Origin of the sequence: Bradyrhizobium sp. WD16, assembly GCF_024181725.1 — a bacterium.
Classification (GTDB): Bacteria; Pseudomonadota; Alphaproteobacteria; order Rhizobiales; family Xanthobacteraceae; genus Bradyrhizobium_A.
Genome location: NZ_CP028908.1, coordinates 3,097,948 through 3,124,484, shown reverse-complemented (window position 1 = coordinate 3,124,484; position 26,537 = coordinate 3,097,948). Strand labels below are relative to the sequence as shown.

At 63.8% G+C, this 26,537-nt stretch carries 23 protein-coding genes, 1 tRNA gene and 3 pseudogenes; 16 read left to right on the top strand and 11 right to left on the bottom strand.

What is annotated here, in order from left to right:
• The first annotated feature begins 21 nt into the window (after positions 1–21).
• The 7 genes and pseudogenes from DB459_RS14515 to DB459_RS14485 all read left to right on the top strand — a co-directional run.
• Complete coding sequence (locus DB459_RS14515; protein WP_253705974.1) at positions 22–948, top strand: LysR family transcriptional regulator; 927 nt, start codon at positions 22–24, stop codon at positions 946–948.
• 105 nt (positions 949–1,053) lie between these two features.
• Positions 1,054–1,374, top strand: a pseudogene (locus DB459_RS14510) (transposase); the annotation flags it as partial.
• A 366-nt stretch (positions 1,375–1,740) separates the two neighbouring features.
• Entirely contained in the window at positions 1,741–2,370 is a 630-nt protein-coding gene (locus DB459_RS14505) for a TetR/AcrR family transcriptional regulator (RefSeq protein WP_253705972.1), read from the top strand.
• Positions 2,371–2,411: 41 nt separating this feature from the next.
• A complete protein-coding gene (locus DB459_RS14500) occupies positions 2,412–3,818 on the top strand; it encodes an MFS transporter (RefSeq protein WP_253705970.1) in 1,407 nt (468 codons plus the stop codon).
• Complete coding sequence (locus DB459_RS14495) at positions 3,818–4,315, top strand: GAF domain-containing protein (protein ID WP_253705968.1); 498 nt, start codon at positions 3,818–3,820, stop codon at positions 4,313–4,315. The genes DB459_RS14500 and DB459_RS14495 overlap by 1 nt, the downstream gene beginning before the upstream one ends.
• Positions 4,315–5,556, top strand: a complete 1,242-nt coding sequence (locus DB459_RS14490) for an amidohydrolase family protein (protein WP_253705966.1) — start codon at positions 4,315–4,317, stop codon at positions 5,554–5,556. The genes DB459_RS14495 and DB459_RS14490 overlap by 1 nt, the downstream gene beginning before the upstream one ends.
• A gap of 70 nt (positions 5,557–5,626) precedes the next feature.
• A pseudogene (locus tag DB459_RS14485) lies at positions 5,627–5,800 on the top strand (IS3 family transposase); the annotation flags it as partial.
• Between the two features lie 40 nt (positions 5,801–5,840).
• Here DB459_RS14485 and DB459_RS14480 read toward each other — a convergent pair.
• The 5 genes from DB459_RS14480 to DB459_RS14465 all read right to left on the bottom strand — a co-directional run bounded on the left by DB459_RS14480 (position 5,841) and on the right by DB459_RS14465 (position 9,072).
• Positions 5,841–5,917 (bottom strand) — tRNA-Met (locus DB459_RS14480).
• A 152-nt stretch (positions 5,918–6,069) separates the two neighbouring features.
• On the bottom strand, positions 6,070–6,201 hold the full coding sequence (locus DB459_RS27365; RefSeq protein WP_256519170.1) for a hypothetical protein: 132 nt from the start codon (positions 6,199–6,201) through the stop codon (positions 6,070–6,072).
• 28 nt (positions 6,202–6,229) lie between these two features.
• Entirely contained in the window at positions 6,230–6,868 is a 639-nt protein-coding gene (locus tag DB459_RS14475; RefSeq protein WP_253705964.1) for a class I SAM-dependent methyltransferase, read from the bottom strand.
• 239 nt (positions 6,869–7,107) lie between these two features.
• The gene (mnmA, locus tag DB459_RS14470; RefSeq protein ID WP_253705962.1) at positions 7,108–8,301 is read right to left on the bottom strand and encodes a tRNA 2-thiouridine(34) synthase MnmA; all 1,194 of its coding nucleotides are present in this window, start codon (positions 8,299–8,301) and stop codon (positions 7,108–7,110) included.
• A 207-nt stretch (positions 8,302–8,508) separates the two neighbouring features.
• Positions 8,509–9,072, bottom strand: coding sequence for a hypothetical protein (locus DB459_RS14465; protein WP_253705960.1), 564 nt, complete (start codon positions 9,070–9,072; stop codon positions 8,509–8,511).
• Positions 9,073–9,076: 4 nt separating this feature from the next.
• Between DB459_RS14465 and DB459_RS14460 the strand changes: the two genes are divergently transcribed.
• The 9 genes and pseudogenes from DB459_RS14460 to DB459_RS14420 form a co-directional block, all read left to right on the top strand.
• A complete protein-coding gene (locus DB459_RS14460; protein WP_253705958.1) occupies positions 9,077–10,117 on the top strand; it encodes a flagellar hook-length control protein FliK in 1,041 nt (346 codons plus the stop codon).
• Positions 10,118–10,127: 10 nt separating this feature from the next.
• Complete coding sequence (locus tag DB459_RS14455; RefSeq protein ID WP_253705956.1) at positions 10,128–10,826, top strand: flagellar hook assembly protein FlgD; 699 nt, start codon at positions 10,128–10,130, stop codon at positions 10,824–10,826.
• A gap of 172 nt (positions 10,827–10,998) precedes the next feature.
• Complete coding sequence (locus DB459_RS14450; RefSeq protein ID WP_002714638.1) at positions 10,999–11,274, top strand: DUF1153 domain-containing protein; 276 nt, start codon at positions 10,999–11,001, stop codon at positions 11,272–11,274.
• Between the two features lie 249 nt (positions 11,275–11,523).
• Complete coding sequence (fliF, locus tag DB459_RS14445) at positions 11,524–13,134, top strand: flagellar basal-body MS-ring/collar protein FliF (protein ID WP_253705954.1); 1,611 nt, start codon at positions 11,524–11,526, stop codon at positions 13,132–13,134.
• Positions 13,135–13,140: 6 nt separating this feature from the next.
• On the top strand, positions 13,141–14,223 hold the full coding sequence (fliG, locus tag DB459_RS14440) for a flagellar motor switch protein FliG (protein ID WP_253705952.1): 1,083 nt from the start codon (positions 13,141–13,143) through the stop codon (positions 14,221–14,223).
• Between the two features lies 1 nt (position 14,224).
• Positions 14,225–14,866, top strand: a complete 642-nt coding sequence (locus DB459_RS14435) for a FliH/SctL family protein (RefSeq protein WP_253705950.1) — start codon at positions 14,225–14,227, stop codon at positions 14,864–14,866.
• Between the two features lie 3 nt (positions 14,867–14,869).
• Positions 14,870–15,214, top strand: a complete 345-nt coding sequence (fliN, locus tag DB459_RS14430; protein WP_253705948.1) for a flagellar motor switch protein FliN — start codon at positions 14,870–14,872, stop codon at positions 15,212–15,214.
• Positions 15,215–15,255: 41 nt separating this feature from the next.
• Positions 15,256–16,629: a sigma-54-dependent Fis family transcriptional regulator gene (locus tag DB459_RS14425; RefSeq protein WP_253705946.1), complete on the top strand. Its 1,374-nt coding sequence runs from the start codon at positions 15,256–15,258 to the stop codon at positions 16,627–16,629.
• Between the two features lie 406 nt (positions 16,630–17,035).
• Positions 17,036–17,254: pseudogene (locus DB459_RS14420) on the top strand (transposase); the annotation flags it as partial.
• Positions 17,255–17,310: 56 nt separating this feature from the next.
• Here DB459_RS14420 and DB459_RS14415 read toward each other — a convergent pair.
• From DB459_RS14415 to DB459_RS14390, 6 genes are all read right to left on the bottom strand, one after another.
• Entirely contained in the window at positions 17,311–17,631 is a 321-nt protein-coding gene (locus DB459_RS14415) for a helix-hairpin-helix domain-containing protein (protein WP_253705943.1), read from the bottom strand.
• A gap of 195 nt (positions 17,632–17,826) precedes the next feature.
• The gene (locus DB459_RS14410; RefSeq protein WP_253705941.1) at positions 17,827–18,825 is read right to left on the bottom strand and encodes a helix-turn-helix domain-containing protein; all 999 of its coding nucleotides are present in this window, start codon (positions 18,823–18,825) and stop codon (positions 17,827–17,829) included.
• Between the two features lie 138 nt (positions 18,826–18,963).
• On the bottom strand, positions 18,964–20,727 hold the full coding sequence (locus DB459_RS14405) for a hypothetical protein (protein ID WP_253705939.1): 1,764 nt from the start codon (positions 20,725–20,727) through the stop codon (positions 18,964–18,966).
• Positions 20,728–20,734: 7 nt separating this feature from the next.
• Positions 20,735–22,588, bottom strand: coding sequence for a flagellar hook-associated protein FlgK (flgK, locus tag DB459_RS14400; RefSeq protein ID WP_253705937.1), 1,854 nt, complete (start codon positions 22,586–22,588; stop codon positions 20,735–20,737).
• 35 nt (positions 22,589–22,623) lie between these two features.
• On the bottom strand, positions 22,624–24,024 hold the full coding sequence (locus tag DB459_RS14395; protein ID WP_253705935.1) for a flagellar hook protein FlgE: 1,401 nt from the start codon (positions 24,022–24,024) through the stop codon (positions 22,624–22,626).
• A gap of 185 nt (positions 24,025–24,209) precedes the next feature.
• Entirely contained in the window at positions 24,210–25,910 is a 1,701-nt protein-coding gene (locus DB459_RS14390; RefSeq protein ID WP_253705933.1) for a hypothetical protein, read from the bottom strand.
• Between the last annotated feature and the right edge of the window lie 627 nt (positions 25,911–26,537).

The following is a 26,537-nucleotide window of genomic DNA, read 5'->3' as shown; positions in this document are numbered from 1 at the left end:
GAAGCTCGCAGGGGACATGCCTTGAATTCGGCAGGCAGAAGAGCGCGCGCGCTGATTGCCATGGAGACCGCCGATGTACGGCTGTTGCGTATCTTCATGACAGTCGTTGAGGCGGGGGGACTGACGGCCGCGCAGGCAGATCTCCATCTTTCCCTGCCATCCATCTCCGAAAAACTAAGTGCTCTCGAGCAGCGCCTTGGGGTCAAGCTGTGCAAGCGCGGCCGCAGCGGCTTCTCACTGACGGAAAATGGCCGTGCGATTTACGAAGAAGGTCAGCGGCTCCTGGGCTCGCTGGTGCATTTTAGTCGGCGGGTGGCGGAATTGCGCAGCCACTTGGGCGGCCGGATCTCTATCGGTGTCGTCGACAATGCGATCAGCGACTCCCGGATGCGTCTGGCCGATGCGGTCGCAGAATTCGTTCGAGTGGCTCCGACCGTCCATATCTCCCTGGAGATTGGCTCGCCAGAAATCCTACTCCGCGAAGTCGTCGCACAAAAGCTCAATCTAGCGATCGGCAGCTTTCCACGGGTCGCGTTGGGCCTGTCCTATACCGATCTCTATGACGAAATGCAGCACTTCTGCTGCGGACGCGACCATCCGCTGTTCAACATCGAGGATCGATTGATCGACATCGAGGCGGTTCGCGTGCATCGCATCATCGCGCGAGGTTATTGGGCGGCGCGTGACATCAAGATATTTGCAATCCCGTCGTCTCATGCGACCGTCAGCAATATGGAAGCCGAGGCATACTTGATCAAATCGGGAGCTTTCTTAGGCTATTTGCCCGACCATTATGCGCGTTCCTTTGTCGAACAAGGCCAAGTTCGAATCTTGCGGCCGGATCTCTTTTCCTACAAGGCCCGATTTCAGATCGCCGCTCCCGACGAGTGGAAGAAGCTGCCCGTGAGCCGAGCCTTTATTGAGATTCTGACGCGGCTGTCCGCGTAGAGCTTTTTCCGTTCTGAACTGCCTGACCTGTTCGATCCAGCCCTTCAAAACCGCCGGTGGGCATACGACCAGAGCGGAAACCGCAGCACGACTGCACCGGCGCTCAACAGTTTGGCCGAGCGATTTCCCGCCGCGACCTTCCTGGACGAGGCCGAGACCGATGTGCTGGCCTATATGACGTTCCCGCCGCAGCATCGGACCGAGCTGCACTCGACCAACCCGATCGAGCGCCTCAACGGCGAGATCAAGCGACGGACCGAGGTGGTCGGCATCTTCCCCAATGAAGACGCCGTTGTCCGCCTTGTCGGCGCGTTCCTGCGCGAACAGAACGATGAATGGGCCGTCCAGCGGGCCCGTTATATGACACCGGAAACCATCGCGCCGTTGAGCGATGATCCCACCGTCAGCCTTCCGGCTATCGCCAGCGGACCGGCCCTCGCCGGCGAACGCGGCGACACGCCGCCAGCTACACCACGCCCCGGGACACGATCACGTCGCCGCAGCACGGGCGACCCGCGTGTCGACTTCGGACTGTCCGCTTCGCTGGTCGATCTTGCCTAGAATTTCATCCACCGTAATGTGCATTATGGGCATTTCGGGGGCCAGACGGATCAGGCGATCTGGCGATCTGGCGCTATCTAGCTGAAATAATTGACATTTATTGGATTGTCTAAAATTCAGCCCCGTCTAAAAAACCGGCTGGCCTGTTTTTAAAATCAATGTCAGGATTATTGCATGAACGATCAAACCGGCCAGCAAGCCGGCAGATAAACCTGGCAGTGAGGACACCGCGTGGACAACCAGACGGCGAGCCAGAAGCGCACCCAGGAGCAGCGCAGCGAGGACACTCGTCTCGCCCTGATGAAGGCGACACTGCATCTCCTGCTGACGCAAGGATATACACGGCTAACGACAATCGATGTCGCGCGTGAAGCGGGGCTTTCGAAGGGTGCCCTGACGCATAACTTCAAGAGTAAGGAAGATCTTGTCGTACAGTCGATCGAGCATCAACTGCGCACAGTCACAGCTGACTTAAGCGCTTTTGTTGAAGGCGGAACATCATCGTTCACCTCAAGCCGTGAGATTGTCGATTATCTCTGGAACCTCATGGCCGGTGGTCTTTTCTATACGACCATGGAGTATCTGCCGGAAGCGCGCCACAACCATGGCTTCCGCACCCGTCTCATCCCTGTCGTCCAGGAATTCCATGCCGCGATCGATCAGACCTGGCAACATCTCTCGCAGAGGCGCGGCCTGTCACCCACCCGCGCGGAGACCATGCTCAATGCGACCATGTGCCTGATTCGCGGCATGGTCGCGCAAAGTGTGCTGCGTGACGATCCAGCCTATTTCGAGGCCATCCTCTCCTATTGGAAAGAGCAGTTGGAGAGAGAAATCGAAACTTCACCCCGAAATACCTGAGACCAGGCAGTCTCAGTCAACGCGTCCGCACATGTCGGCGCGTGGAGATCCGTATCCATTCTCAACCTGCTGGAGGGCAGACCCTGTCAAACATAGCCGAGCGTATAGAAAGAATTCCATTTAGTCGGTTCCATTGGAATCTTCTGTTTATGGGTGGGCTGGGCTACACGTTTGACGGGCTGGATGCGGCGGTCATTGCGTTCGTGCTGCCGGTACTGCGCACAACGTGGCATCTCACCAGCGTCGAGGTCGGCTTCCTCGGTAGCGGCACCTATATCGGCTTCTTCTTCGGCGCGATGCTTGCCGGCCTTCTCGGTGACAGCATCGGCCGCCGCGCCGTGATGATGTATGCGTTGCTGTTCTATTGTGTTGCCTCGATCGGATCGGCGTTTGCTGGGGACTGGTCGACGTTTCTCGCCTGGCGCATTCTGGCCGGTGCCGGGACAGGCGCGGAATCGGCCATTATTGCGCCGTTCCTGGCGGAATTCGTCACAAGCCGATTGCGTGGCCGCTTCACTGGTGCGCTCGCCGGCTTCTTCTCCTTTGGCTTCGTGACGGCGGCGCTGCTTGGCTATTTCGTTGTGCCGCTCGGCCCCGAGGCCTGGCGTTATGTCATTCTGCTCACAGCTGCGCCGGTACTGATGCTCTTGTGGTGGCGTAAGGCGCTGCCAGAATCGCCGCGTTGGCTCATGACCCGCGGCCGTCTTGCTGAGGCTGAGACGATCGTTTCGAACATCGAAGCGCGTGTTGTGGCCGAAGGGCTGACGCTCGGCCCAATCGCCGCGGCCCTGCCTCATGTCGAGGTGCCGAAGCGCTCCTTCCTTGGCAAGCTCGCATTCCTGTGGACCCCGAAGCTCGCCCGCATCACGCTCATGAGCTGGCTGATGTGGCTGTCGATCACCTTCAGCTATTACGCCTTCTTCACCTGGATCCCGAGTCTCCTCGTCGCAAGCGGAATGACGATCACCAAGTCGTTTGCCTATTCGATTGCGATCTATCTCGCCCAGATCCCGGGCTATTTCTCCGCCGCCTATTGCAATGAGCGCATCGGCCGGCAGGCAACGATCGCAACTTACATGGTGTTGGGTGGTCTGTCGGCCATCGGCATGGCGCTCGCGCCGAATGAAGGCGTCATCATGATCGCCGGCATCTGCCTGAGCTTCTTCATGAATGGCACCTATGGCGGCATCTACGCCTATACGCCGGAGATCTTCCCCACCGAAGTCCGCGCCACCGGCGTCGGCACCGCCTCCTCCATCGGTCGGATCGGCGCAATCGTCTCGCCGATCCTCGTCGGCTGGCTCTATCCGCATTTCGGTTTTGCCGGTGTGTTCGGTACGACGACTGTCGTGCTGCTGGTCGGGGCTTGCGCTGTCCTTTTCATGGGCGTCGACACCCGCAATCGTGCGCTCGAGGAAATCTCCGCCGCCGAGCTGGATCGCGCCTGATGCAGCCTCTCTCCCTCAGCCATGTCGCCGATCTCGCCGCCGCGCAGATCGGCGGCGGTCAGCCCACGGCCTCGCTACAGGCGATCGAGCGCGTTCTGGCCGAGATCGTCGGGGTCCGGCTCTTCACCGTGCTTGTCCATGATCCGGTGCGCGGCTTCATTTGCCGCGCCTATTCGAACATGCCCGAGGCCTATCCCGTTGGCGGCACCAAACCGATCAATGATACGCCGTGGATGCGCCGCGTGTTGAGCCGTGGCGAGGCTTATATCGGCCGCGACCGCGACGATATTCGCGACGTTTTCTTCGATTACGAGCTGATCTGGTCGCTCGGTTGCGAAAGCGTCCTGAACCTGCCCGTCCGGTGGGATGCGACCGTCATCGGCACGCTCAACCTTCTCCACGCGGCGCATTGGTACGACACCGTCGACCCAAGTCGCCTTGATCCACTTGTGCAATACGCTGTTCCGGCCCTTTTGACCATGAAAGAGACCCTCTAATGCAGACCCTGTTCCTGAACGCGCGCCTCAGCGATGCGACGATGCCGGAGAGCCGTATCGGCAATCTTCTGGTCGAGGACGGCGTGATCCGCGATCTCGATGCCGCGCCCAAGCCTGCCGACGGGCGCGAGATGATCGACCTCGCCGGACGCACCCTCATGCCGGGCCTGATTGATTGCCATGTGCATGTGGTCGCCAGCATGATGAACCTGCATGCCAATGCGCAGCTGCCGGATTCACTCGCCGTATTGCGGTCGCTGCCGATCATGCGCGGCATGATCGATCGCGGCTTTACCACCGTGCGTGACGTCGGGGGCGCGCCTTATGCGCTCGCAGAGGCGGTTGAGCAGGGGCTTGCGGTTGCGCCGCGTCTTGTCGTCTGTGGCAAGTCGCTGTCGAAGACCGGCGGCCATGCCGATGGGCGGCCGCGTTACGACATTCACGATCCCACCCGCTGGGAGCGCAATTTCGGCGCGCTCGGCCGTGTTGCGGATGGCATTGACGAGGTGCGCCGCGCTTGCCGTCAGGAGCTACGTCAGGGCGCACGCTTCATCAAGATCATGGCGAATGGCGGCGTGTCCAGCCCGACCGATCCGGTGGCCTGGCATGGCTATTCGGTATCTGAAATCAAGGCGGCGGTCGAAGAGGCCCGTGATGCGCAGACCTATGTCTCGGCGCATCTCTATACCGCTGACGCCATCATGCGCGCGGTCGAGTGCGGTGTGCATTCGCTCGAGCATTGCAACAATATCGACCGTCCGGCCGCAGAGCTCGCCGCACGTGCCGGGGCCGTTGCCGTGCCGACGCTCGTCACCTATGAGGCGCTCGCGCAGGATGGCCCCTCCTACGGTCTGCCGCCGGCCTCGATCGCCAAGATCGAGGATGTCCGGCGTCGCGGCATGGAAAGCCTGACGATCCTGCGTGACGCCGGGGTGACAATCGCCTTCGGAACCGATCTTCTGGGGGAAACCCACGTGCGCCAGAGCGAGGAATTCGCCATTCGCGCCCGTGTGCTGCCCTCGCGTGAGATCATCGCCAGCGCCACAACGGCTGCGGCGCGTCTCATCGGCATGGAGGGCCAGCTCGGCGTTCTGGCCCCCGGCGCGCTCGCCGATCTCATCGTCGTCGACGGCGATCCGATGGCCGATGCTGCGATCCTCGCCGATCCGATGAACCGCATCCAGATCGTCATGAAGGAAGGCCGGATCGTGCGCCGGCATGAAGGTCTGATAGGGCACTGAGGTCTGGCCGCTGACGATTGGCAACGTCCCCGCAAATCGGCCCGTCCACCGACCACGACCATGCGGCGCGGCCAAGCGGGCCGATCCGGCTCGACTGGCTTCCCGGGCGCTACGAGATGTCGGCCTCGAGCCTGAGATCGCGCGCGTGTTCCGGGCGAACTTCGAGGTCTACGGTGCCCGCAAGGTTTGGCGGCAGCTGAACCGGGAGGGCTTCGATGTCGCTCGGTGCACGGTGGAACGGCTGGCCGACGTTTTCCCGACTTGTTCTCGGGTGGGGGGTCTAGTGGTAGCGGGAGAGGGACTCGAACCCCCGACCCCAGGATTATGATTCCCGTGCTCTAACCAGCTGAGCTACCCCGCCAACGCACGGAACGGGCGCATCGCCCGTCCGCGAACCGGCGGCATATAAGAAGTCGGCCAAATACATGTCAAGCAACCTTGGCGCCCCTGCCCCGGCTATTTCGGCTGGATCGAGGGATCGCCGCCGGGACTGCCGAGCGGCTCAGACGGTGCCTACCCCGTGGTGATGCCGCCCGGCGCCGCCTGGCCCTCGCCGGGCTGGGCCCGGGTCGGCGCGCAATTGGTACTGGCCGCGGCGGCGGTGACGAGGGTTTTGCGCGGCAGCACGGCGGCAGAACGGACCACCGCGCCGGATGTTCCGGGGCTGCCTTGGTCAGACCTTGCGGAAGCGGATCAGGGAGAAGTGACCCATCGGCGGCATCGGCCGGCGTTCCTCGAGCTTGACCCCGCCGTGGCGCGCGGCCCAATCGACCAGCCGCTTCCAGGGAAATTCCGGCCGCCAGCCGAGGCGTCGCGCCAGCGGCGCGAAGGCGAGCTCGAACAGCCGGCGCGGCCCGCTCTCGGCGCCGATGTGATTGACCAGGATCAGTTCGCCGCCGATCTTGAGCACGCGGACGAAATCATCGAGGGTGCCTTCGGGATCGGGCACGGCGGTGATGACGTATTGCGCTACCACGGCATCGAAGGTGCCGTCGGCGAAAGCGAGATGCTTGGCATCCATCACCGCCAGCGTCTCGACGTTATCGAGCTTGAGGGCCCGCACCCGCTCGTGAGCCTTGCGCAGCATCGGTTCGGAGATGTCAACGCCGCACAATTTCGTCGAGCGCGAATAGTCCGACAGCGACAGTCCGGTGCCGACACCGACATCGAGCACCCGGCCGCCGATGGCATCGGCGACGGCGATGGTCGCCTTGCGCCCGGCATCGAACACCTGACCGAACACAAGGTCATAGACCGGCGCCCAGCGTGCATAGGCCTTCGCGACGCCGTCGCGATCGATATCGTTTGTCATGAGGTGAGCAGCTAGTGTCCCGGTTCTAACGTTCGTATCCCTTTGCCGCGCGCACTTATACGAACGTTAGAACCAAAGGGACACTAGCATCATTATGATTCTAGTGCGTTTGCGGCAAGCCCCTGTAGGCAATTGCGAGACATAAGCCACACTAGCTTTTTGATTTTGCTAGTGTCCCGATGTCTCCGAATGACCGTGCGAGGGTGAGGCAAACGAAGCGGTAATTCGGAGACGGGACACTAGCCGCCAATTCCGGCGAGCAACGGCTCGCTCCGCGACGCGCGACCGGCCGGCACGGTCTCGGCGGTCGCATGGGTGATGAAGCCGCCGCCGAGCACCCGGGCGCGTCCGCCAGCGGCGTCATAGAACACACAGGCCTGGCCTGGCGACACGCCTTCTTCGCCCTCGACCAGCTCGACCTCGCAGACGCCGTTGACGCTGCGCAGCCAGGCCGGCTGCGGCGGCCGCGTCGAGCGCACCCGCACGAAGATCTCGCGCCCTGCGGCCGCAGCGCTCTCCGGCGTGCCGTCGCCGATCCAGTTGACGTCGCGCAGCACGATGCGCCGCATCCGCAACGCATCGCGCGGACCGACCACGACCTGGCGGCGCGCGGCGTCGAGCCGCACGACGTAGAGCGGCGCATCGGCGGCGATACCGATGCCGCGGCGCTGGCCCACGGTGAAATTGGCGATGCCGTTGTGACGGCCGAGCACGCGGCCGGAGAGGTCGACGATGTCGCCGGGCTCGAGCGCATTCGGCTTCAGGCGGCTGATCACGTCGGTGTAGCGGCCCGTCGGCACGAAGCAGATGTCCTGGCTGTCGTGCTTGTCGGCGACCGAAAGGCCGAAGCGCCGCGCCAGTTCGCGAGTCTGCGGCTTGGTCATGTCGCCGAGGGGAAAGCGCAGATGCTGGAGCTGGTCCTGGGTGGTGGCGAACAGGAAATAGCTCTGGTCGCGATCGGCGTCGGCGGCGCAGACCAGCGCCCGCCGGCCGTCGTCGAGGCGCCGCGAGGCGACGTAATGGCCGGTCGCCAGCACCTCGGCGCCGAGTTCGCGCGCGGTGTCCAACAGATCGCGAAACTTGATGGCGCGATTGCACTCGATGCACGGCACCGGTGTCTCGCCCGAGGCGTAGCTCTCGGCGAAGCGATCGATGACGGATTCCCGGAAGCGGCTCTCGTAGTCGAGCACGTAATGGGGAATGCCGATGCGCTCGGCCACCGCCCGCGCGTCGTAGATATCCTGGCCGGCGCAGCAGGCGCCCTTGCGATGGGTTGCGGCACCGTGGTCATAGAGCTGCAGGGTGATGCCGACGACGTCATAGCCCTCGGCCTTGAGCAGCGCCGCGGTCGTCGAGGAATCCACGCCGCCCGACATGGCGACCACCACCCGGGTGTCTTCGGGCCGACCTTCGAGGTCCAGACTGTTGAGCATGCGCGAAAACTTCCCGGGGACGTCGGCCAGCGACCTTGCGAGCGTCTTATCTTGAAGTGTCTTTATATAGTAGCTGGGTCTGGCCGGGCGCAATGGAACGGTGGTCCCGGCAATTCTTGCCGCCGGGCAGGAAAAGCCGGCGGTTGAGCCCGGTCCACGCCGCCAACCTCATTCCAAGCCATTGAAAATACACATATATTTTTGAGATTACGGCTGGCCCGGTCCTTGCTGATCGAAAATCCAGTTCACCCGCAAAGGGATTGCCGTGGTCAGCGCACCGTCGTCCGACAGCCAGGTTGCCGCCTCCGTTCCGCCGTCCCGCGCGCGGGCCGTGGACAGCCGGTCTTCATCCCAAGCGCCAAATTTCGGTTCGCTGGTCGATAGCACCGTCGATCCATCGACGGAGCAAAAAACCTCCGCAACCGGATCGAGCGCCTCGCCGTCCGGATCGGCGCCCGCAAAAGCGGCGTCGTCGGCGAGAACCACCGACCGGAGCGACGCCAAGGACAGGGCGGGTGGCGAACGCTCCGACGCCGGCACCGCGAACCGCGCAGCCGGCGACGGCCAGGCCGCGGGCGATGTGCAGCAGACCGGCGGCGATGGCACGAGCAAAACCGCCGAGACGGGGCTCGTCGTCATCAAGTCAAGTACGCGCGGCGGCGGCACTCTCGACGGCGGTGGCGGCGACGGATCGGCCACGGACAGTTCCTCCTCGGACGCCGCAGCAGCGGGTTCGCCAACCACCCAGCTGGTGCCGGTCGCGGTTCTCATCCCGATGGTTCCCACCGCCAACCAGATCTCGACCGACGCCTCGACCGGCAACGCCGAAGCTGCCGCCGCGGCGGGCAAGACCAATTCCCAGCTCTCCGCCCTCGCCGCGCTCCAGGCCGGCAAAGGCGGGAATGCCGCGCCGACCGATGCAGCAGCGAGCGCCGACGCCGCAGCCACAACGGACAATGGCGCGCCATCGGCCGCGACGGGGCTGACGCAAACCGTCGCCGCCAGCACCAATCCCGCGGCAAAAGACGCCCTGAAGAAGCCGACCGCACTGACCGCCGCCGATGCCTCGACGGCGGGCCTGCCGACCGCGACCGGCGATGGCACGCCGACAGCACAGACCGGTCCAGGCAGCGCGCAGCCCACGACACCGACCGCAGACAAGTCTGCCAAGCCCGCCGTCGCCGAGGCCACGGCCAAGGACGGTGCCGCCAAAACCGAGGCGCCGGGGCGCGAAGCCGCCGCGGCCCCGAGCCCGATCTCCACGCTGGCGCATCACCTTCAGGCCGAGCTGACCGGCAACAGCCTGCCGGGCACCGCGAGCCTGCAGAACTCCGCGCCGCAAAACGCTCCGACGGCAGCGGCGGCCGCCTCCCCCGCCAATCCGGTGGCCGTGCCCATGAGCGGCCTCGCGGTCGAGATCTCCTCGCAGCTTCAGGGCGGCCACAACCGCTTCGAAATCCGGCTCGACCCGCCGGAGCTCGGCCGCATCGACGTCCGGCTCGATGTCGACAAGGCGAGCGGTCAGGTGACCTCCCATCTCACCGTGGACAAGCCCGAAACGCTCGACCTGCTGCGCCGCGATGCGCCGCAACTGCAACGGGCGCTGGAGGATGCCGGCCTCAAGACCGGCGACAGCGGGCTGCAGTTCAGCCTGCGCGATCAGTCATCCTTCGCCGGCGGCCGCGACGACGGTCAGAGCGGCCGCAACGCTCAACGCCTGATCATCCCCGAGGACGACGCCGTGCCGGTCGAGATCGCCGGCCGCAGTTACGGCCGCATGCTGGGCACCAGCAGCGGCGTCGACATCCGCGTATGAGGACCGCGCCATGACAGTCACCGCGACGCCCGTCACGAACACCAATCCGTCCAACACGACGACGACAGCCAATTCCACGGTCACCGGCCTCGCCAATAATTTCCAGACCTTCCTGACCATGCTGACGACCCAGCTGCGGAACCAGAACCCGCTGGATCCGATGGACACCAACCAGTTCACCCAGCAACTGGTGCAGTTCGCCCAGGTCGAGCAGCAGCTCAAGGCGAACGAGCAGCTCACCACGCTGGTGAGCCTGCAGAAGTCGGCGGCCAATACCGAGGCGATGGCCTATGTCGGCCGCACCGTCGCGATCGACGGCAGCCAGGCAAGCTTGACCAACGGCGCGGCCAGCTGGGGCATCAACGCCAGCCAGGCAGCGAACGCGACCATCACCATCACCAATGCCGCGGGACAGACCGTCTTCTCGAAGGACTATTCGGTGAATTCCGGCGAGGCCACTTTCTCTTGGGACGGCAAGGGCAGCGACGGGGTGCAATATCCGGACGGCACCTACAAGCTGTCGGTCACAGCCAAGGACAGCAACGGCCAGAGCGTCGGCATCTCGACCGAGATCCTTGGCACCGTGGATTCCGTCGACCTCACCCAGAGCCCGCCGCTGCTCTCGGTGGCTGGCCAGAGCTACACGGCGGACAAGATCAAACGGGTGGTCAATCCGACGAAGAGCGGCACCGGGACCACGACCGGCTGACCTGCCCTGTCCAATGACGATCCCGCAAGGGCCCGGCCACGACAGTGGCCGGGCCCTTTGGCATGCGGACAGCGCCGACAATTCCGATTGCAGCCATATGCTTAGGCAAATTTTAAGTGGAGCTGCCTAGAGTGGCAGAGTGAGTTTCGTGGTTAGAGTATGTGAGTAAGCCATGACAGAACCCCATCGCCCGAGGGTAAAATACGTCATCGGGCCCGACGGCAGTCCCTTGACCATCGCCGATCTGCCGGCTCCCGGGACCAAACGGTGGGTCATCCGCCGTAAAGCCGAAGTCGTTGCCGCGGTTCGCGGCGGGCTTCTTTCTCTCGAAGAGGCTTGCAGCCGCTATACCTTGACGGTTGACGAGTTCCTCTCCTGGCAATTCTCCATCGACCAGCACGGCCTCGCCGGCCTGCGCACCACCCGAATCCAGCAGTACCGGCAGTAAGCCGGTTCAGACCACTGTCCCAGGCGGTCAAGAAAGCCGGTCCCGTTCGGGGCCGGCTTTTCTCATATCTCGTTTACCCTGGTTACCACGAGGTTAACAACACCGCCCAAATCCCCGCGATTTTCCTCATCGTCCGCTTGCCCTGTCTCAAAATGGTTCCGCGCGTTAACCGTCGTTAACCATATGGAAACCATACCATGGGCAAATTTTGCCCAGTGACGTTGGCACCGAATCCATGGGGCTGGTTCTTTGCAGGGGCTACTGGCTTTTCTGAAATCGCTGGGCGCGGCACGCCTGTCGGCGATGGCGGCCGTCACCATGGCCCTCATCGGCTTTTTCGCCTTCGTGATTCTGCGGGTGACCTCCCCGCAGTTGACCACGCTGTTCACCGACCTGAGCTATGAGGACTCCTCCGGCATCATCAAGGAACTCGACCGCCAGGCCATTCCCTATGAGCTGCGCAACGACGGCGCCATCATCATGGTGCCCAAGGACAAGGTCACCCGGCTGCGGATGAAGCTCGCCGAATCGGGCCTGCCCAAGGGCGGCGGCGTCGGCTACGAGATCTTCGACAAGTCCGACGCCCTCGGCACCACCAGTTTCGTCCAGAACATCAATCACTTGCGTGCACTCGAGGGCGAGCTCGCCCGCACCATCCGGGCAATCGACCGGATCCAGTTCGCCCGCGTCCATCTGGTGCTGCCGGAGCGGCCGCTGTTCTCTCGCGACGTCCCCGAGCCGTCCGCCTCCATCGTCCTCCGGGTCCGCGGCATGCTTGAGCCGCAGCAGGTCCGCGCCATCCGCCACGTCGTCGCCTCCGCGGTCACCGGCCTCAAGCCGCAGCGGGTGTCGATCGTCGACGAAAGCGGCCGCCTGCTCGCCGACGGGGCGGCCGGCGACACTGTCGATGGTATCTCCGGCGAGGAACGTCGCGCGGCCTACGAAAAGCGCATGCGCGACCAGGTCGAGGCCATCGTCTCCTCGGTGGTCGGCTCCGGTCGGGCCCGTGTCCAGCTCTCCGCCGACTTCGATTACAACAAGGTCACCCAGACCTCCGACAAGTTCGACCCCGAAGGCCGGGTGCTGCGTTCCAGCCAGTCGCGCGAGGAATCGAGCCTGACCGCCGACAATCGGGACGGCCAGGTCACCGTCAACAACGAACTGCCGGGCAATCAGCAGAACGGCCAGACCACCACCGCCCGCGACCAGAGCAAGAAGAGCGAAGAAATCAACAACTACGAGATTTCCCGCGTCACCAAGACCGAGGTCACCGAGGCCGGCCGCGTCAACCGCATCTCGGTCGCGGTGCTGGTCGACGGCATCTACGGCAAGAACGACAAGGGCGAGACCGTCTACACCGAACGCAGCAAGGACGAGCTCGACCGCATCGGTGCCCTGGTGCGCTCCGCCATCGGCTTCGACCAGAAGCGCGGCGACCAGGTCGAGATCGTGAACCTGCGCTTTGCCGACGCGCCCCAGTCCGTTCCGGCCAGCGAGCCCGGCGGCCTGCTCGGCATGCTGCAATTCACCAAGGACGACGTCATGAACGTCATCGAGCTGGTGGTGATGATGCTGCTCGGCATCGTGGTGCTGTTCGTGGTGATCCGCCCGCTGGTCAAGCGCATCCTCACTCCCGAGGTCAACCTGCTGACCGGCGCGCCGCAGCCGACGCTGCCGGCGCCGGAGGCTCATGTCCCGGCCCTCCTGCCACACGACCCCATGAACCAGGCGATCGACGTCGCCCAGGTCCAGGGTCAGGTCCACGCCCAGTCGATGCATCGCGTCGGCGAGCTCGCCGAGCGCAACCCGCACGAGACCGTCGCGATCATCCGCCAGTGGCTCCAGGAACAACCGGCCTAACCCATCATGACCGGAAACCAGCTCGCAAACACCAACGACATCGCCGGCACCGTCGCCGCGCTCGCGGCGCGGCAGGCCAATCGGCCGCCGTCCGAACGGGTGTCGGGCCCCAGGCGCGCCGCCATGCTGATGCTGGCGCTGGGCGAGAAATACGGCGGCAAGGTCTGGGCGCTGCTCGACGACGACGAATTGCGGGAGCTGTCGCTGGCGATGTCGACGCTCGGCACCATCGAGCCGCACGTCGTCGAGGACACCATGCTCGAATTCGTCTCGCGCATGTCGGCCTCGGGCGCGCTGATGGGCACCTTCGAAGCCACCGAACGGCTGCTGCAGCAATATCTGCCGGCGGAACGGGTCAACGGCATCATGGACGAGATTCGCGGTCCCGCCGGCCGCAACATGTGGGAAAAGCTCTCCAACGTGCCGGAAGAAGTTCTCGGCAACTACCTCAAGAACGAATATCCGCAGACCATCGCGGTGGTGCTCTCCAAGCTCAAGCCGGAGCATGCCGCCCGCGTGCTGTCGATCCTTCCCGAGGAGATGGCGCTCGACGTCGTCGGCCGCATGCTGCGGATGGAGGCGGTGCAGAAGGAAGTCATCGAGCGGGTCGAGCAGACGCTCCGGGTCGAATTCATGTCCAACCTGTCGCAGACCCGTCGCCGCGACGCCCACGAGGTCATGGCCGAGATCTTCAACAATTTCGACCGCCAGACCGAGACCCGCTTCATCACCTCGCTCGAGGAGGACAACCGCGAGGCCGCCGAGCGCATCAAGGCCCTGATGTTCACCTTCGACGACCTCGTCAAACTCGATGCCGGCTCCGCGCAGACGCTGATGCGCCACATCGACAAGGACAAGCTCGCCATCTCCCTCAAGGGGGCCAACGAGGCGGTCCGCCAGTTCTTCTTCAGCAACATGTCGAGCCGCGCCGCCAAGATGCTCACCGACGACATGGCCGCGAGCGGCCCGGTGCGGCTGCGCGACGTCGACGAAGCCCAGGCGCTGCTGGTCAACCTCGCCAAGGACCTCGCCGCCAAGGGCGAGATCATGCTGTCCAAGAACCGTGCCGACGACGAACTGGTGTATTGACATGGCGGCTCCGGCGAAATTCCTGTTCGACACCGACTTCTCGGCTCCGACTTCGGCGCGCGAGCGCGGGCTGAACTCGGCCGAGATCGCGGCGCAGCTCGCCGAGGCGGAGGCACGCGGCTATCGTTCCGGCTTTGAGGCCGGGCGCAACGAGGCCAATGTCGAAAACGGCCGCCGCGTCGCGATGGCGCTCGACGACATCAGCCGCGCCATCGCCACCATCGCCGGCCAGATCGGCACCGCCGAGATGCGCATGGAGACCGAGGCGGTGGAGGTCGCGGTCGCGGTGGCCCGCAAGCTTTGCGCCGCGCTGGTCGCCACCGAGCCGCTGAACGAGGCCATGGCGCTGGTCCGCGACTGCTTCCGCCACCTGACCTCGACGCCCCACATCGTCGTCCGCATCAACGAGCAGCTCTACGACGCCGCCCGCCATGATATCGAACGACTTGCCAAGCAGAATGGCTTCGAGGGCCGGCTGGTGATTCTCGCCGAGCCCGACATTGCGACCGGCGACTGCCGCATCGAATGGGCGGACGGCGGAGTTGTGCTCGACCGCGCGGCGACCGAAACCAAGATCGACGAACTGGTGGGGCGCTACATGGCGTCCCGCAAACAGGCGGCGCAGGCCGCCACCGGAGCGTAAGCCATGGCCGACATCGATTCCCCGGTTCCGCTGACGGACCTCAATTCCACCGGCCCGCTCGACGACGTCGCCTACAGCGAGGAACAGGACCAGGTGTCCCGTGTCGCCGCCGATCTCGAGGCGGTGTTCGACGTGCCGGTGCAGGTCTCGGCAGTGCTCGGCCGCTCCAAGATGGACGTCGGCGACCTGCTCAAGCTTGGCCCCGGCGCCGTGCTCGAACTCGATCGCCGGGTCGGCGAAGCCATCGACATCTACGTCAACAACCGCCTGGTGGCGCGCGGCGAGGTCGTGCTCGTCGAAGACAAGCTCGGCGTCACCATGACCGAAATCATCAAGGCCGACCGCTGAGCGCGCGGCGACACTGAAACGACAGGAACCAGGAGCAGACCATGCGGCTTCTCATCGTCGGCACATTGAAGGGCCAGCTCACGGCCGCAACCAAGATCGCGATGGACAACGGCGCCACCGTCACCCATGCGGAGGACATCGAGCAGGCGCTCAAGGTCCTGCGCGGCGGCAAGGGCGCCGACCTCCTCCTGGTCGATGTCACCCTCGACATCCGCGACATGGTGATGCGGCTCGAGGCCGAACACATCCATGTGCCGATCGTCGCCTGCGGCATCACCAACGATGCCCGCGCCGCCGTCGCCGCGATCCATGCCGGCGCCAAGGAATACATTCCGCTGCCGCCCGATCCGGAATTGATCGCCGCCGTGCTGGCCGCCGTCGCCAACGACAGCCGCGACCTGATCTGGCGCGACGAGGCCATGGGCAAGGTGATCAAGCTCGCCCAGCAGATCGCCGGCTCCGACGCCTCGGTGATGATCACCGGCGAATCCGGCACCGGCAAGGAGGTGCTGGCGCGCTTCGTCCACAACCGCTCGAACCGCGCCAAGCGCCCGTTCATTTCGGTCAACTGCGCCGCCATTCCCGAGCATCTGCTGGAATCGGAGCTGTTCGGCCACGAGAAGGGCGCCTTCACCGGCGCCGTCGCCCGGCGCATCGGCAAATTCGAGGAAGCCAACGGCGGCACGCTGCTGCTCGACGAGATTTCCGAAATGGACGTGCGGCTGCAGACCAAGCTGCTGCGCGCCATTCAGGAGCGCGTCATCGACCGGGTCGGCGGCACCCGCCCGGTGCCGGTCGACATCCGCATCATCGCGACCTCCAACCGCAATCTCGCCGAAGCGGTGCGTGAGGGCACCTTCCGCGAGGACCTGCTGTTCCGCCTCAACGTCGTCAATCTCAAGATCCCGGCGCTGCGCGACCGCCCCGCCGACATCCACGAACTCACCCAGCATTTCGCCAGGAAATACGCCGACGCCAACGGCCTGCCGGTGCGGCCGCTGTCGATGGAGGCGCGCCGCGTCCTGACCACCAACCGCTGGCCGGGCAATGTCCGCGAACTGGAGAACACCATCCACCGCGCGGTGCTGATGGCCGACGGCGACGAGATCGGCGTCGACGCCATCATCACCCCCGACGGCGAGCGGCTCGATCACGCCAAGACCACGGCGGCGGTGGCCCATGCGACGCTGGCGGCCGAGCAGGTGACGCGGGCGCTGGTCGGTCGCACCGTGGCCGATGTCGAGCGCGACCTGATCCTGGAGACGCTCAAGCATTGCCTCGGCAACCGCACCCATGCCGCCAACATCCTCGGGATCTCGATCCGGACCTTGCGCAACAAGCTCAACGAATATGCCGACGGCGGCCTGCCGATCACCCCGGCCGGCGCCGGCGAATTGCGCAGCCCGGCGGCCTGATCAGCCGGTCCGGCCAATTCGTTCACCTAGTGTCCTGTCTCCGAATTACCGCTTCATTTGCCTCACCCTCGCACGGTAATTCGGAGACATAAGGACACTAGCAAAATCAAAGCGCTAGTGTGGCTTATGTCTCGCAATTGCCTACGAGAGACTGGCCGCAAAGGCGGTAGGCAATTGCGAGACGCCACACTAGTCCTCGGCGGCGCGTCTGCGGCCGCGCCGCTTCTCTGCCGAGCCTCCGGGCTGTCCTGAGACAAGCCGAAGCTCAGGATCCGTATGCCGAGACCGTTATTCCGATGCGGCGGAGCGCCAAGCGCGACACCGTGTCAGGTGACAAATTGACGCTCGACATGACTTTTCCCCCAAGCACCAGCCCGATGTCGAAGTCGATCCACTTCACTATTGGATGATCAGCGTTTCGCGCCAAGGCATTTCGACCGGCGATTTCCAGAAGGCGCTGACGGCCTTGCTGGGTAAGGACGCGCCGAAGCTGTCGCCGGCGCTGACTTCCCGACTGCCGGCCGAGCGGCAGGGCGAGTACGAGCCCTGGCAGAAGCGCGATCTGTCGGCACGGCGATACGCCTACGTGTCGGCCGACGTCGCCTTCCTGCAGGCCCGCATTGCTTGATGAATCCACAAGCGCGCTGGATACGCCGACAGAGCGGCTCCTGGCAACAGCGCTCAGAAGGACACGCGGTCCTTAATCTCATCCATCGCGAACGATGGCACGACTCTGCGGGCGGCGAAGTCGTCCCAATCCTTGAAGCTCGCCTTGGACCTGGCTTCGACAATCGCATTCGCACTGCCGGCGCTCAGGCGCGGAAGGCCGCGCAATTCAGCGGCCGCCGCGGTGTTGAGATTGAGCCTGCCACGCTGGCTGGGCGCCGCCTTCGACGGCGAGGGCTGCATTCGATCTTGGATTGAGGATGAGGCCTGTCCGAAGATGAGCGCGCCGACTGCACTCAACATCGCGATGCCAAGGCAAATCAGTCTGACCGTCATGACGTTATCCTTGAACCCGTGTGATGGCGCCCCGCCTGCACGGACGAAAGCCTGATCGCGTTACGGCATGCTTACGAATTCCGGCAGCACCTTGCTTCTCCTGCGGCATGGTCCGAAACGGCCTCGACCTCGTTGGATTCTCCCGTCCGACCCTATGCCGGGAGCAGTCCGGAACTTTCGAGATGGGACGCGGCATCACAGATTCTGTATCCAGGAGGCCAGCAGAACCGCCCTTTCTTGAACGGCAACGCTGCGAAAGCTCTTATGGACGTCGCGCGGGTTGACGCCGTATCGCCGCCGGAAGGCGCGACTGAACATTTTTTCTGACTGGTAGCCGCATGCATAGGCGACCGAGGAGACGCGTTGGCGCGGCCCGCCTTCCATTCCGGCCAGGATCCGCATCCCGCGGACAAGGCGTCGGTTGCGAATATAGCTTGCGATCCCGCCATCGCCCTCGAACAGCCTGTAGAGCGGGGTGCGGGAGAGGCGAAAGCGTGCACAGAGCAGCTCGATCCCAAGATCGGGGCGCTGAATGTTATTCTCGATGAATTGCCGGATCTCGATCGCCGCAAGGACCGGTTCATTTGACGAGTTGCTTCCCCCTGCCGCCGTCAACGCTGCATTGCAGATCGAGAGCGCTGCCGACGTCAGCAATTCCCTCTGGTCGGCGTCGGCGCGCCGCAGGCATGCGCGCATATTCAAGAGATGGTCGGCCATCAATTTGAGAAGCGGACTGCTGTGCGAAGGAAGAACCTGCATATTTTGCAGGTCGATCTTTCCCGTTGCAAATCGCCTTCTCGGAATGCAGATCTGAATCGCCGACATCCCATCGGTTGCCAACTGAACGCTCTGAGCCAGATCCAAGAGCAGGAAATCCCCCGGCCGCGCGACGGCAGCTCTGTTTGACGAGGTCAACCGGGTTGCTCCCGACAACTGCAGACCGATAAAGACGTGATCGACTCCCTGAGCTACGATCTGCGAAAGGGTGCGTTCAGCGCTGTGGGCCCAGGCGCTGTGGTCAACGAACAGCATCCGGTCCAGATTGTAGCAACGAAACACAAGGTCGCGATGAAGGGGCGTCGTACCGGTCTCATTCGCCACGAACAGGCTTGATGTCAGCTCCTGCCATGCCTGCAGCCTCACCCGATTATCCTCAATTTGCGAGAATTTCGGGTCTATCAATTTGAGCGTCATAGACCGTTCAGCCACGTCCCCAACCGTGGCTATGTTTTCGCCGACGCATTACCGTCGAATTACAAGACGGCACTCCTCGATAACTCAACGGAGGTTTTTTCGTTCTCTGCGACTTGTGGTCTGGCGACAACATGCAAACTACCGGAGATAGTTCACCAGGGACAATTTAGAGAGCATCGAAGTCACCTGGTAACTTGCCTGTAATCTATTCTGGACCTCGACGAGCTTGACCATGAGCTCCTCCATCGGCGCATTCTCCAGACGGTCCAGATGCGACTGAAGGATTGCTCGTGCGGACCTGTCCTGCGCTTGCGCCTCCGAGAGCGCGCTCGAGGCAAGCTCAAATTCGTTGGACACCGCCTCGATCGCGTCTTTTGGCGGAAGGAGTGCGCTCAACCGCGCTGCAAGCGCCTTCCAGCGCTCTTCCGAGGTCGTTGTCGGCGCGGACCTATCGCTAACCGCGAGAGCCGCAAAACCGGACAACGCGGCTCGAATCGGCTCCTCGTTAGCCCGCGCCCCAATTGCGACCGTTCTTGTCGCGCCGGCTCGGACCACGACGGATGAACGAGGATCGGTGGTTGATGCTTCTCCCCTGTACCAGATCACCGTCGATGGGGAGGGCGTCTGAACATACGTCGGCGTTGAGCCAGAGAAGTCGATTCGTCGCGGTGCGAGACCCGGCGTCGCCGACCCGGCAAAAAGATCCTGCGTGGCGCGTATCGTCGAACTGGCTGCAAGCGTGGTCTCGGACGCGTGCTTCAGGGCACGCTCGAGCGTCGCCGAGAGATTCCGGGCCGTCGCCGCCGGCGTTGCACCGATCGCGAAGTCTGTGGTCGAATCCGGATCCGCACTCGATTGCGCCTGGAGATTCAGCGTCGTCGTCGTGCCATCGTGCATGACAAGCTTGATTGACAGCCGATCCCCACGGGCCGGTTGCGAGGCGACATCGACCGTGAAGGAGCCCGGCGCGTTAAGGTTTGCGAACGATGCCGTCAGGCCAGGCGGCGCGCCGCTCTGCACGGTCGCGATCTTCCCGTCGCCGACAAGTGCCTGCAGGGACGAAGCGGCGGCCGCTGCGGAGCTTATGTCGGCGAGGTCCGCGCCGCTCAGATCGTAGATTTGCTGGCCGCCGCCCGCTTTGTTGACGACGACCCGGAAGTGATCATCCGAGGTCGGAGCCTGGGCGAAGCGGGGGATTGCGGCTTCCAGAATGCCGGGAGTATAGCGGATCGTGGCGAAGGCGCTCGATGCCACAGGCGCGGCCGCCAGCCTGAATCCAAAGTTCGCCCTGGTACCGGCGTCGGCGTCCTCCCGCACCAGGATGCTGGTCGATGTGGGGGACGATATTGTCAAGCGACCGGTGCCGGTGCCTTGGTCCGCCTTGACCTGCTCCGCCACCATAGTCCTGAGACCCGCCAGCGGCTTTGCCGAATCGGTCGCATCGCCGCCAAAAAGGACATCCGCCGATACGACTGGCGGAGTATCGCTCTTCCGACCGCCGAACAGATACTGGCCGCCGAATTGCTGATTCAAGGCATCAAGCGCCCTGTCGAGGCCGGCCCGGGCGAGCCCGACATTGGTGAGGCGGTCGGTGGAGCTGTTTGTGAGGCCGCTGCGAAGCGTCGCAGCCGATTTCGAGATCTGCGTCAGGCTGACCGAGGTCAATTCCACCCGCGGTCGAGCACTTGCAATAGCAGCATCGTAGCCGCTCAACGCGCTGAGACTTGCACGTGCGCTGAGACTATCAGATCGACGAATGCCGAGTTCGCCGTATGTGTCCGCGACGCGTCCGGTGCTTACCTGAGTCGATAGCGCTTTGAACTGGCTCCCGAGTGCCAGAAGGTCAGAGACGTTGCGACTGAACGGATAGCCGGCCGTCGAGAAGGCTGGAATGGAGCTCATGCCGACCTCACGCCCGGAGCAGGATGTCGAGCATTTCCCGCGCGACCGTCAGCACGCGGGCATTGGCAGCGTACGCGGTCTGCAGAGCGATGAGGCGTGACATCTCCTCGTCCACATTCACGCTTGCGCCCTTCGCGAACCACGTCTGTGCCGTGGTCAGGGCAACACGCTGCTGCTCATCCATTGTCCTTGCCGTCGCCGCCGCATCTCCTTCGGCCGCGATCACGGTCCGGGTGAACGAAACGACGGTCGCGCTGTGCGAGGTCTCGCCATCGCCGATGCCGCTAGCCGACGAAAACGTCTGCTTTCTGCTCGTCAGTGCGTCATAGAGGAAGTTCGCGCGCGACGGGCCGGATGCGGCAGTTCCCGCGCCGGCCGCGGCAATCGGCGAGGCGTCTCGAATCAGGACTGCGTTGACCGATAGGCGCTGGGCCAGGCCGATACGCTGGGGCGCTCCGTCGAACGAGCCCGTAATCAGGGTGTTGTCGCCGCCATCCACGAATAGCGGTATTTGCGGATATGCGCCGGAGACATCTCTGACCGAATTCGGCACGGTAAACGTGGCGACGACGCTCTGAACTGCGGTGCCGGCGACGGTCACACCGGCGGCGGTGCTCGTTGCCGTCAAACCCGGTGAAGCGGCGGCGAGCGCGGCCGAAATCGCGTTAGCGTAGTCGAGCGCCGTTGCCGGTGCCGCCGGAATCTTGAATGTCCGGGCCTGCGCATTGGAATCGACGGTCTGGCTTGCGTCCAGCTCTCGCGAAGCGAAGCTCGATGCCACCAGAATCACGCTGCGAGCCGATGCCCCGGAGCCTACGGAGACCGTGATCGTGTTTCCGGGTTTGATTGTGGCGAGTTCATTCAGTCTCAGCTCGAAGCCGCCCCCGTTCTGAACACCAACGGCGCTCTTGTCGGTGAGCGACTGGGCCACCGCGAACGCAAGATCGTCGAGCCTTCGCTGCGCTTTCGGCAGAACGATGTCGCGCAATTCGAGGGCGGCTGCAATCGATCCCGACCCAAGGCCATCGCGTGGGCTCAGATCGATCGTACTTCCACCCGGTGTTGTCGCGCTGACCGTGCCGACACCGCGTTTCGACGCGTCCGGAGAAAGGCTCGACGCCGGGCCCAGAACGCCACGGCCGTCGAAAGCCAACGCGGTTGCCGCCCCCCGATCGACCAGCACCATGCCCGAGGTCGTCGTCAGGGTCACCGTGCCGTCGCGCTGCGCCATCCGTCTCACCTCGAGATAGGACGAAAGCTGCGTAATCTGGTGATCGCGCTGATCGAGGAACCCAGCACGCGCCGCGTCGTCGGAGGTGGCGGCCGCTTTGACGTTCAGGCTCGCGATCGACTGCAGCAGGTCGTTTGCGGCCGCGACTTCTTTGCCGAGACGGCTCTCGAGGCCGGTGCGCAGATCCTGCACGTTGGTCGCGAGCGCGCGGATCCGCTCGGTCAGGCTTGAGGCGGCATTCAACACCGTGCTTCGGACGGCGACCGATCCGGGATTGGAAGCAAGCCCCTGAAGCGCCTGCGTAAAGGCATTGAGGCGACCGTCGAGAGCCGTCGGGTCGCCAGGCTTGCCGTAGAGCTTGTCGACTTGCGACAGGATGTCCGCCTTGGTCGAAGCGAAGGAGGCGCGGGAGGTCTCCAGGCGCAATTGCTTGAGTGCGGCATCCTCGAATACGCGTTCAATGGTCCCGACGGCCACTCCCGAGTTGCCGGGACCCGGCGGGAGCATTGTGACGGCACGCTTCACATAGCCGGCTGCCCCGGCATTCGCGACGTTCTGCGAAACGATCCCGATGGCGATTTGTGTCGCCTGTAGACCGGCCGCCGCGGTATTGAAGGCACTCGTCAGCATGATACGTCCTCCGGGTCGCGTGCTCCTCAACCAGATCAGCGGATTGCGTTGAGCAGATCCGACATCATCTGCTGAGCGCTGGTCATGACCTTCACGTTTGCGGAGTACGCCTGCTGCGTCGCGATCAATTTCGAGAATTCGCCCGCCACGTCGCTGTTGGAGGCTTCGACGTTGCCGCCGACGAGCGTCGCCGCATTCAGGCCGTCGATCGGCGGACCGGATTCCCGGGTCTGCTCGTAACTGCCGCCGGAGGCCGCTCTGAGACCGTTGGGATTGGCGAAACTGGCGATGGCGACGGTCGCGAGCGGGGCCGTCATGTCGTTCGAGAAGGTGCCGACGACCGTCCCTTCGGCGGTGACGGAAAGGCTCTTCAGAGTCCCGGCGGCCGAACCATCCTGCGTGAGGGTATTGGTCGTCACGGCAGTCGCGGAGGTTGCGTATTGCGTCAGCCCCCCCGCGGCGAGATTCATGGTGATGTCCCCGACAGACGAACCATCGACGACGACCTGCGGTATCTTCAGCGAGACGCGGCCATCGGCGGACACGGTCGCACTGGCAGGAGGAACCAACTTGCCGGAGGAATCGAAGGAGAAGGCGGATCCGACATTGATCCAGTCGCTGGATTTAGCTGCCGCCGCACTCGACGCATAGAACAGATTCCAGATCGCGTTCTTTGGCGGCGTCGCCGAAGGCGCTGCGTCCTGCACCTTTGCCCATCGCGTCGAAAATGAGACCGGTGCTCCTCCCGCTCCATAGAGCGTCAGGGTCGGCCCCATGATGGATTTATCGAGGAATGATGGCGCTTGCCCGGCCGGGACCTTCTTGCCGACGTCCGGAGCAGCCAGCGCCGGATCTGTCACAACCGCGCTTGCCAGCCCATAAGGCGTCCGATCGCCACTGGCGGAGGCCGCCGTACCCGGCGTCTTCGGCAGGTTGGCGCTGTAGTCGATGCGGGTGGTTTGCCGCCCCGGCAGGCTCGAGTTTGCAATCTTGATCGGACCGGAGGACATGAGGCTCCCCGTCGCGGGATCCAGATTGCTCCCGAACAAGTAGCCATCGGCGCCATTCACCAAATAGCCGTCCTTGTTGAGGGTGAAATCGCCACGGCGAGTGTACAGGGGCACGCCCGAGAACTTCGCCTCGCCCGTCATCTGCCGGACGGTGAAGAACCCCTGCCCGTTGATCGCCATGTTCGTGGCGATGCCGGTGGCCCGAAGCGCGCCCTGGAGCGAGGTGGTGAACCGCGCTTCGGCGACGACGCTGCCCGCCACGGCCTGTTTGGACGACTGCGCCGTGATCAAATCGGCGAAGCTCGTGTCGACGGACTTGTAACCCGGCGTTTGCGAGTTCGAGATGTTTCCCGAGATGTTGCCCATGGCATAGGATTGCGCCCTCATGCCACTGAACGCAGTCTGCAACGCGGTGGAGATGCTCATTGTTGATCCATTGTGCAGTGTTGGAATGCTTCACGGCGCCATCCGGAATCGATGGATGACGCGCTTGTCGCCGCGTCGATGAACTCCGTCCGCGACCGGAGCAGCTGGACGGAGGGGGTCTGGTGGGACTACCGGCGCTTCAACCCGGAAGGTGAGACGCCGAGCCCGCACCAGACCCGCCGTCGTTAGCGCAGGAGCTGCAGAACGCCCTGTTGCGACTGGTTGGCGAGCGACAGCGCCGAGATCGCGAGCGAGTTGCGCAACTCGAGCGCTTTCTGGTTTGCCGTCTCTTCGTTCAGGTCGGCGATGGTTAGATTGTTCGCACCGACATCGAGAATGTTGATGATGCCCTTGGTGAGGGCCTGGCGGTTCTGCACCACGGTCAAGTTCGAGCCGAACGTCGACGCCTGGCTGCGCAGGGTCGACGAGGCATTCGTCAACTGGCTCAGCGCGGTCTTGACTTCGTCGTTGGTCGCGAAGCTGCCGGTGACCTGCGTGATGCCGAGCCCGACCGCATCGAACTTCACGCCCTTGATGTCGAGAAAGCTCGTGTCTTTCTCGTTGAAGGTGAGATGCAGCGTGTTCTCCCTCGGATCGCTGCCCGAGCGATGGAGCAGATTGACTCCCTGGAAGCGCGCATCTTGCGCAGCCATGGTGATCTGCGTCATCAGATCATTGAACTGCTGCGCGAGCGCGGCGCGCTGGTTGGTTCCGTTTGCCGACGTCGCGCCGGCGCCGGCTCCGGTCCTCGCCTTGGCGACGTCGCCGCCGACGCCGAAACCGACGTCCTTGGTGCTCGAGGACGCCGAGGTCACTGTCAGCTTCTGGTCGCCACCTGCCAGCGTCGTGCGCAGCGAAACCGTCCCGGCACTGTTGTCGTAGGTCGCGATGACCTTCCCCGAGATTCCCGTGTCGGCATTGAGCTGCTTGTTGATGGCGTTCGCAATGTCCTGCGCCTTCAGCGTTGCCGATCCGAGCGTCGCGTCGGCGGCCCTGTTGAGGTTGATCGTCTTGGTAAGTCCGTTACCGAGCTGCACCGTGATGGAGGCGTCGCCGCTCGTCAGATCGAAATTGCTCGCCGTGGCGAGCGCGGTGACGGCAGCGCCCGTCACGTTCGCCTTGGCCGAACCGTCCGTGGCGTCAATGCCGGCCGCGGTCGCCGCGGTGAGGGCGCCGGCGCCGAAGCCGACGTCGACCGTGTTGGCGGCGCTGCCGCCGGAGATCGTCAGCTTCGCATCGGTACCGGTGGCAGTCGAGGTGAAGGTGAGACGGCCGTCGTTGGTCAACGAAGCCGTAGCGAATCCGCCCGCCTGGCTGAGCTGCTGGTTGATCTGCGTAAGAATCTCCGTCGAGGTGACCTTCGTGATATCTTTCACGCTGGAGTTCAGACGAGACCGATCCAGCGTCACTGTCGCGGCGTTTCCGAAATTGTCGGTCACCGTGAAGATCGACGCGGCCGATGTCCCGCTATAGTCGTGCGTGCCGTCGGCGGCGGCTCCCGTGCCGCTGCCAAGGAGCGACTTTCCGCTCGCAGCAGCCACAACCGCTCCCGTCGCCGTCGATCCGGACGCCGTATTCTGAATGGCGAGCGCCTGCTGGGCGGTGCTCTTGGCGGAATCAACGAGTCCTTGAATACGGGTGATCCCCTGGTTGGCGGCCTGGATGGTCTGGACGCCGTTGGAGATCCCGTCGAGCAGCGAGAGCAGATCAGCCGAGCGGGCCGTCAGGGCCTGCGCGGCAAAATAGTTGACCGGGTTGTCCAGCGCGGAGTTGACCTTCTTCTGGGTCGAGAGGCGCGATTGCGTTGTCGCCAGCAAGGAAGCCGTGTCCTGCAGGGAGAGCAGGTTCTGGCGCGTGGCTGCGGATAGGGTGATTTCGGACGGCATGGCTGAGATCCTTCTGTCTCTCGTCGCCTCCTAGTGCGACGCGCAGAACACTGACCGTCCGACAATTTACGAGGATGTAAAAACGAGATTAGCGCGAAAGCGAATACGGTACTTGTCGTCCTAAATAAGGTACTTTTTGTACTTTTTACTTACATCTACTTGTTTATGACGGATTTCTTCCTCTTGCCGTCCGTCGAATACTTGAAAACTCGATCTCGTCGCGTCGGACAAAACCCACCGTCGCAACTCCACGCTCAAACGAAACCGACTGCGCCAGTGCGCAGATCGGGAGGCTGGGTGCTGGTAGGAGATCCGCTTTCGGCCTGCTCCAGGCCGTCGATCCGCATCGGGTCGGACGGCGCGTGATGCGCACCGTTCTCTGGTCGCGGCCTGCCGACGCGGCCCCGCGACATGAGCTCCGCGGTTCGACGGAGTCAGCTTCTCGGGCAGGCGCGTTCTTTGTCAGCTCGGTATCGGTTCGACGCCGTTAGCTAGCCCGGTCTATTCACCACGACCAACGTCTGTGGGTCGTTTCGGCGTATTTCGGATTTCAAGCGCGCGCCGTCATTCGGATATTTCACCGTCTGACGAACCTTGCCTTGGCGAACGCGCTGGAGGAAACGGGGG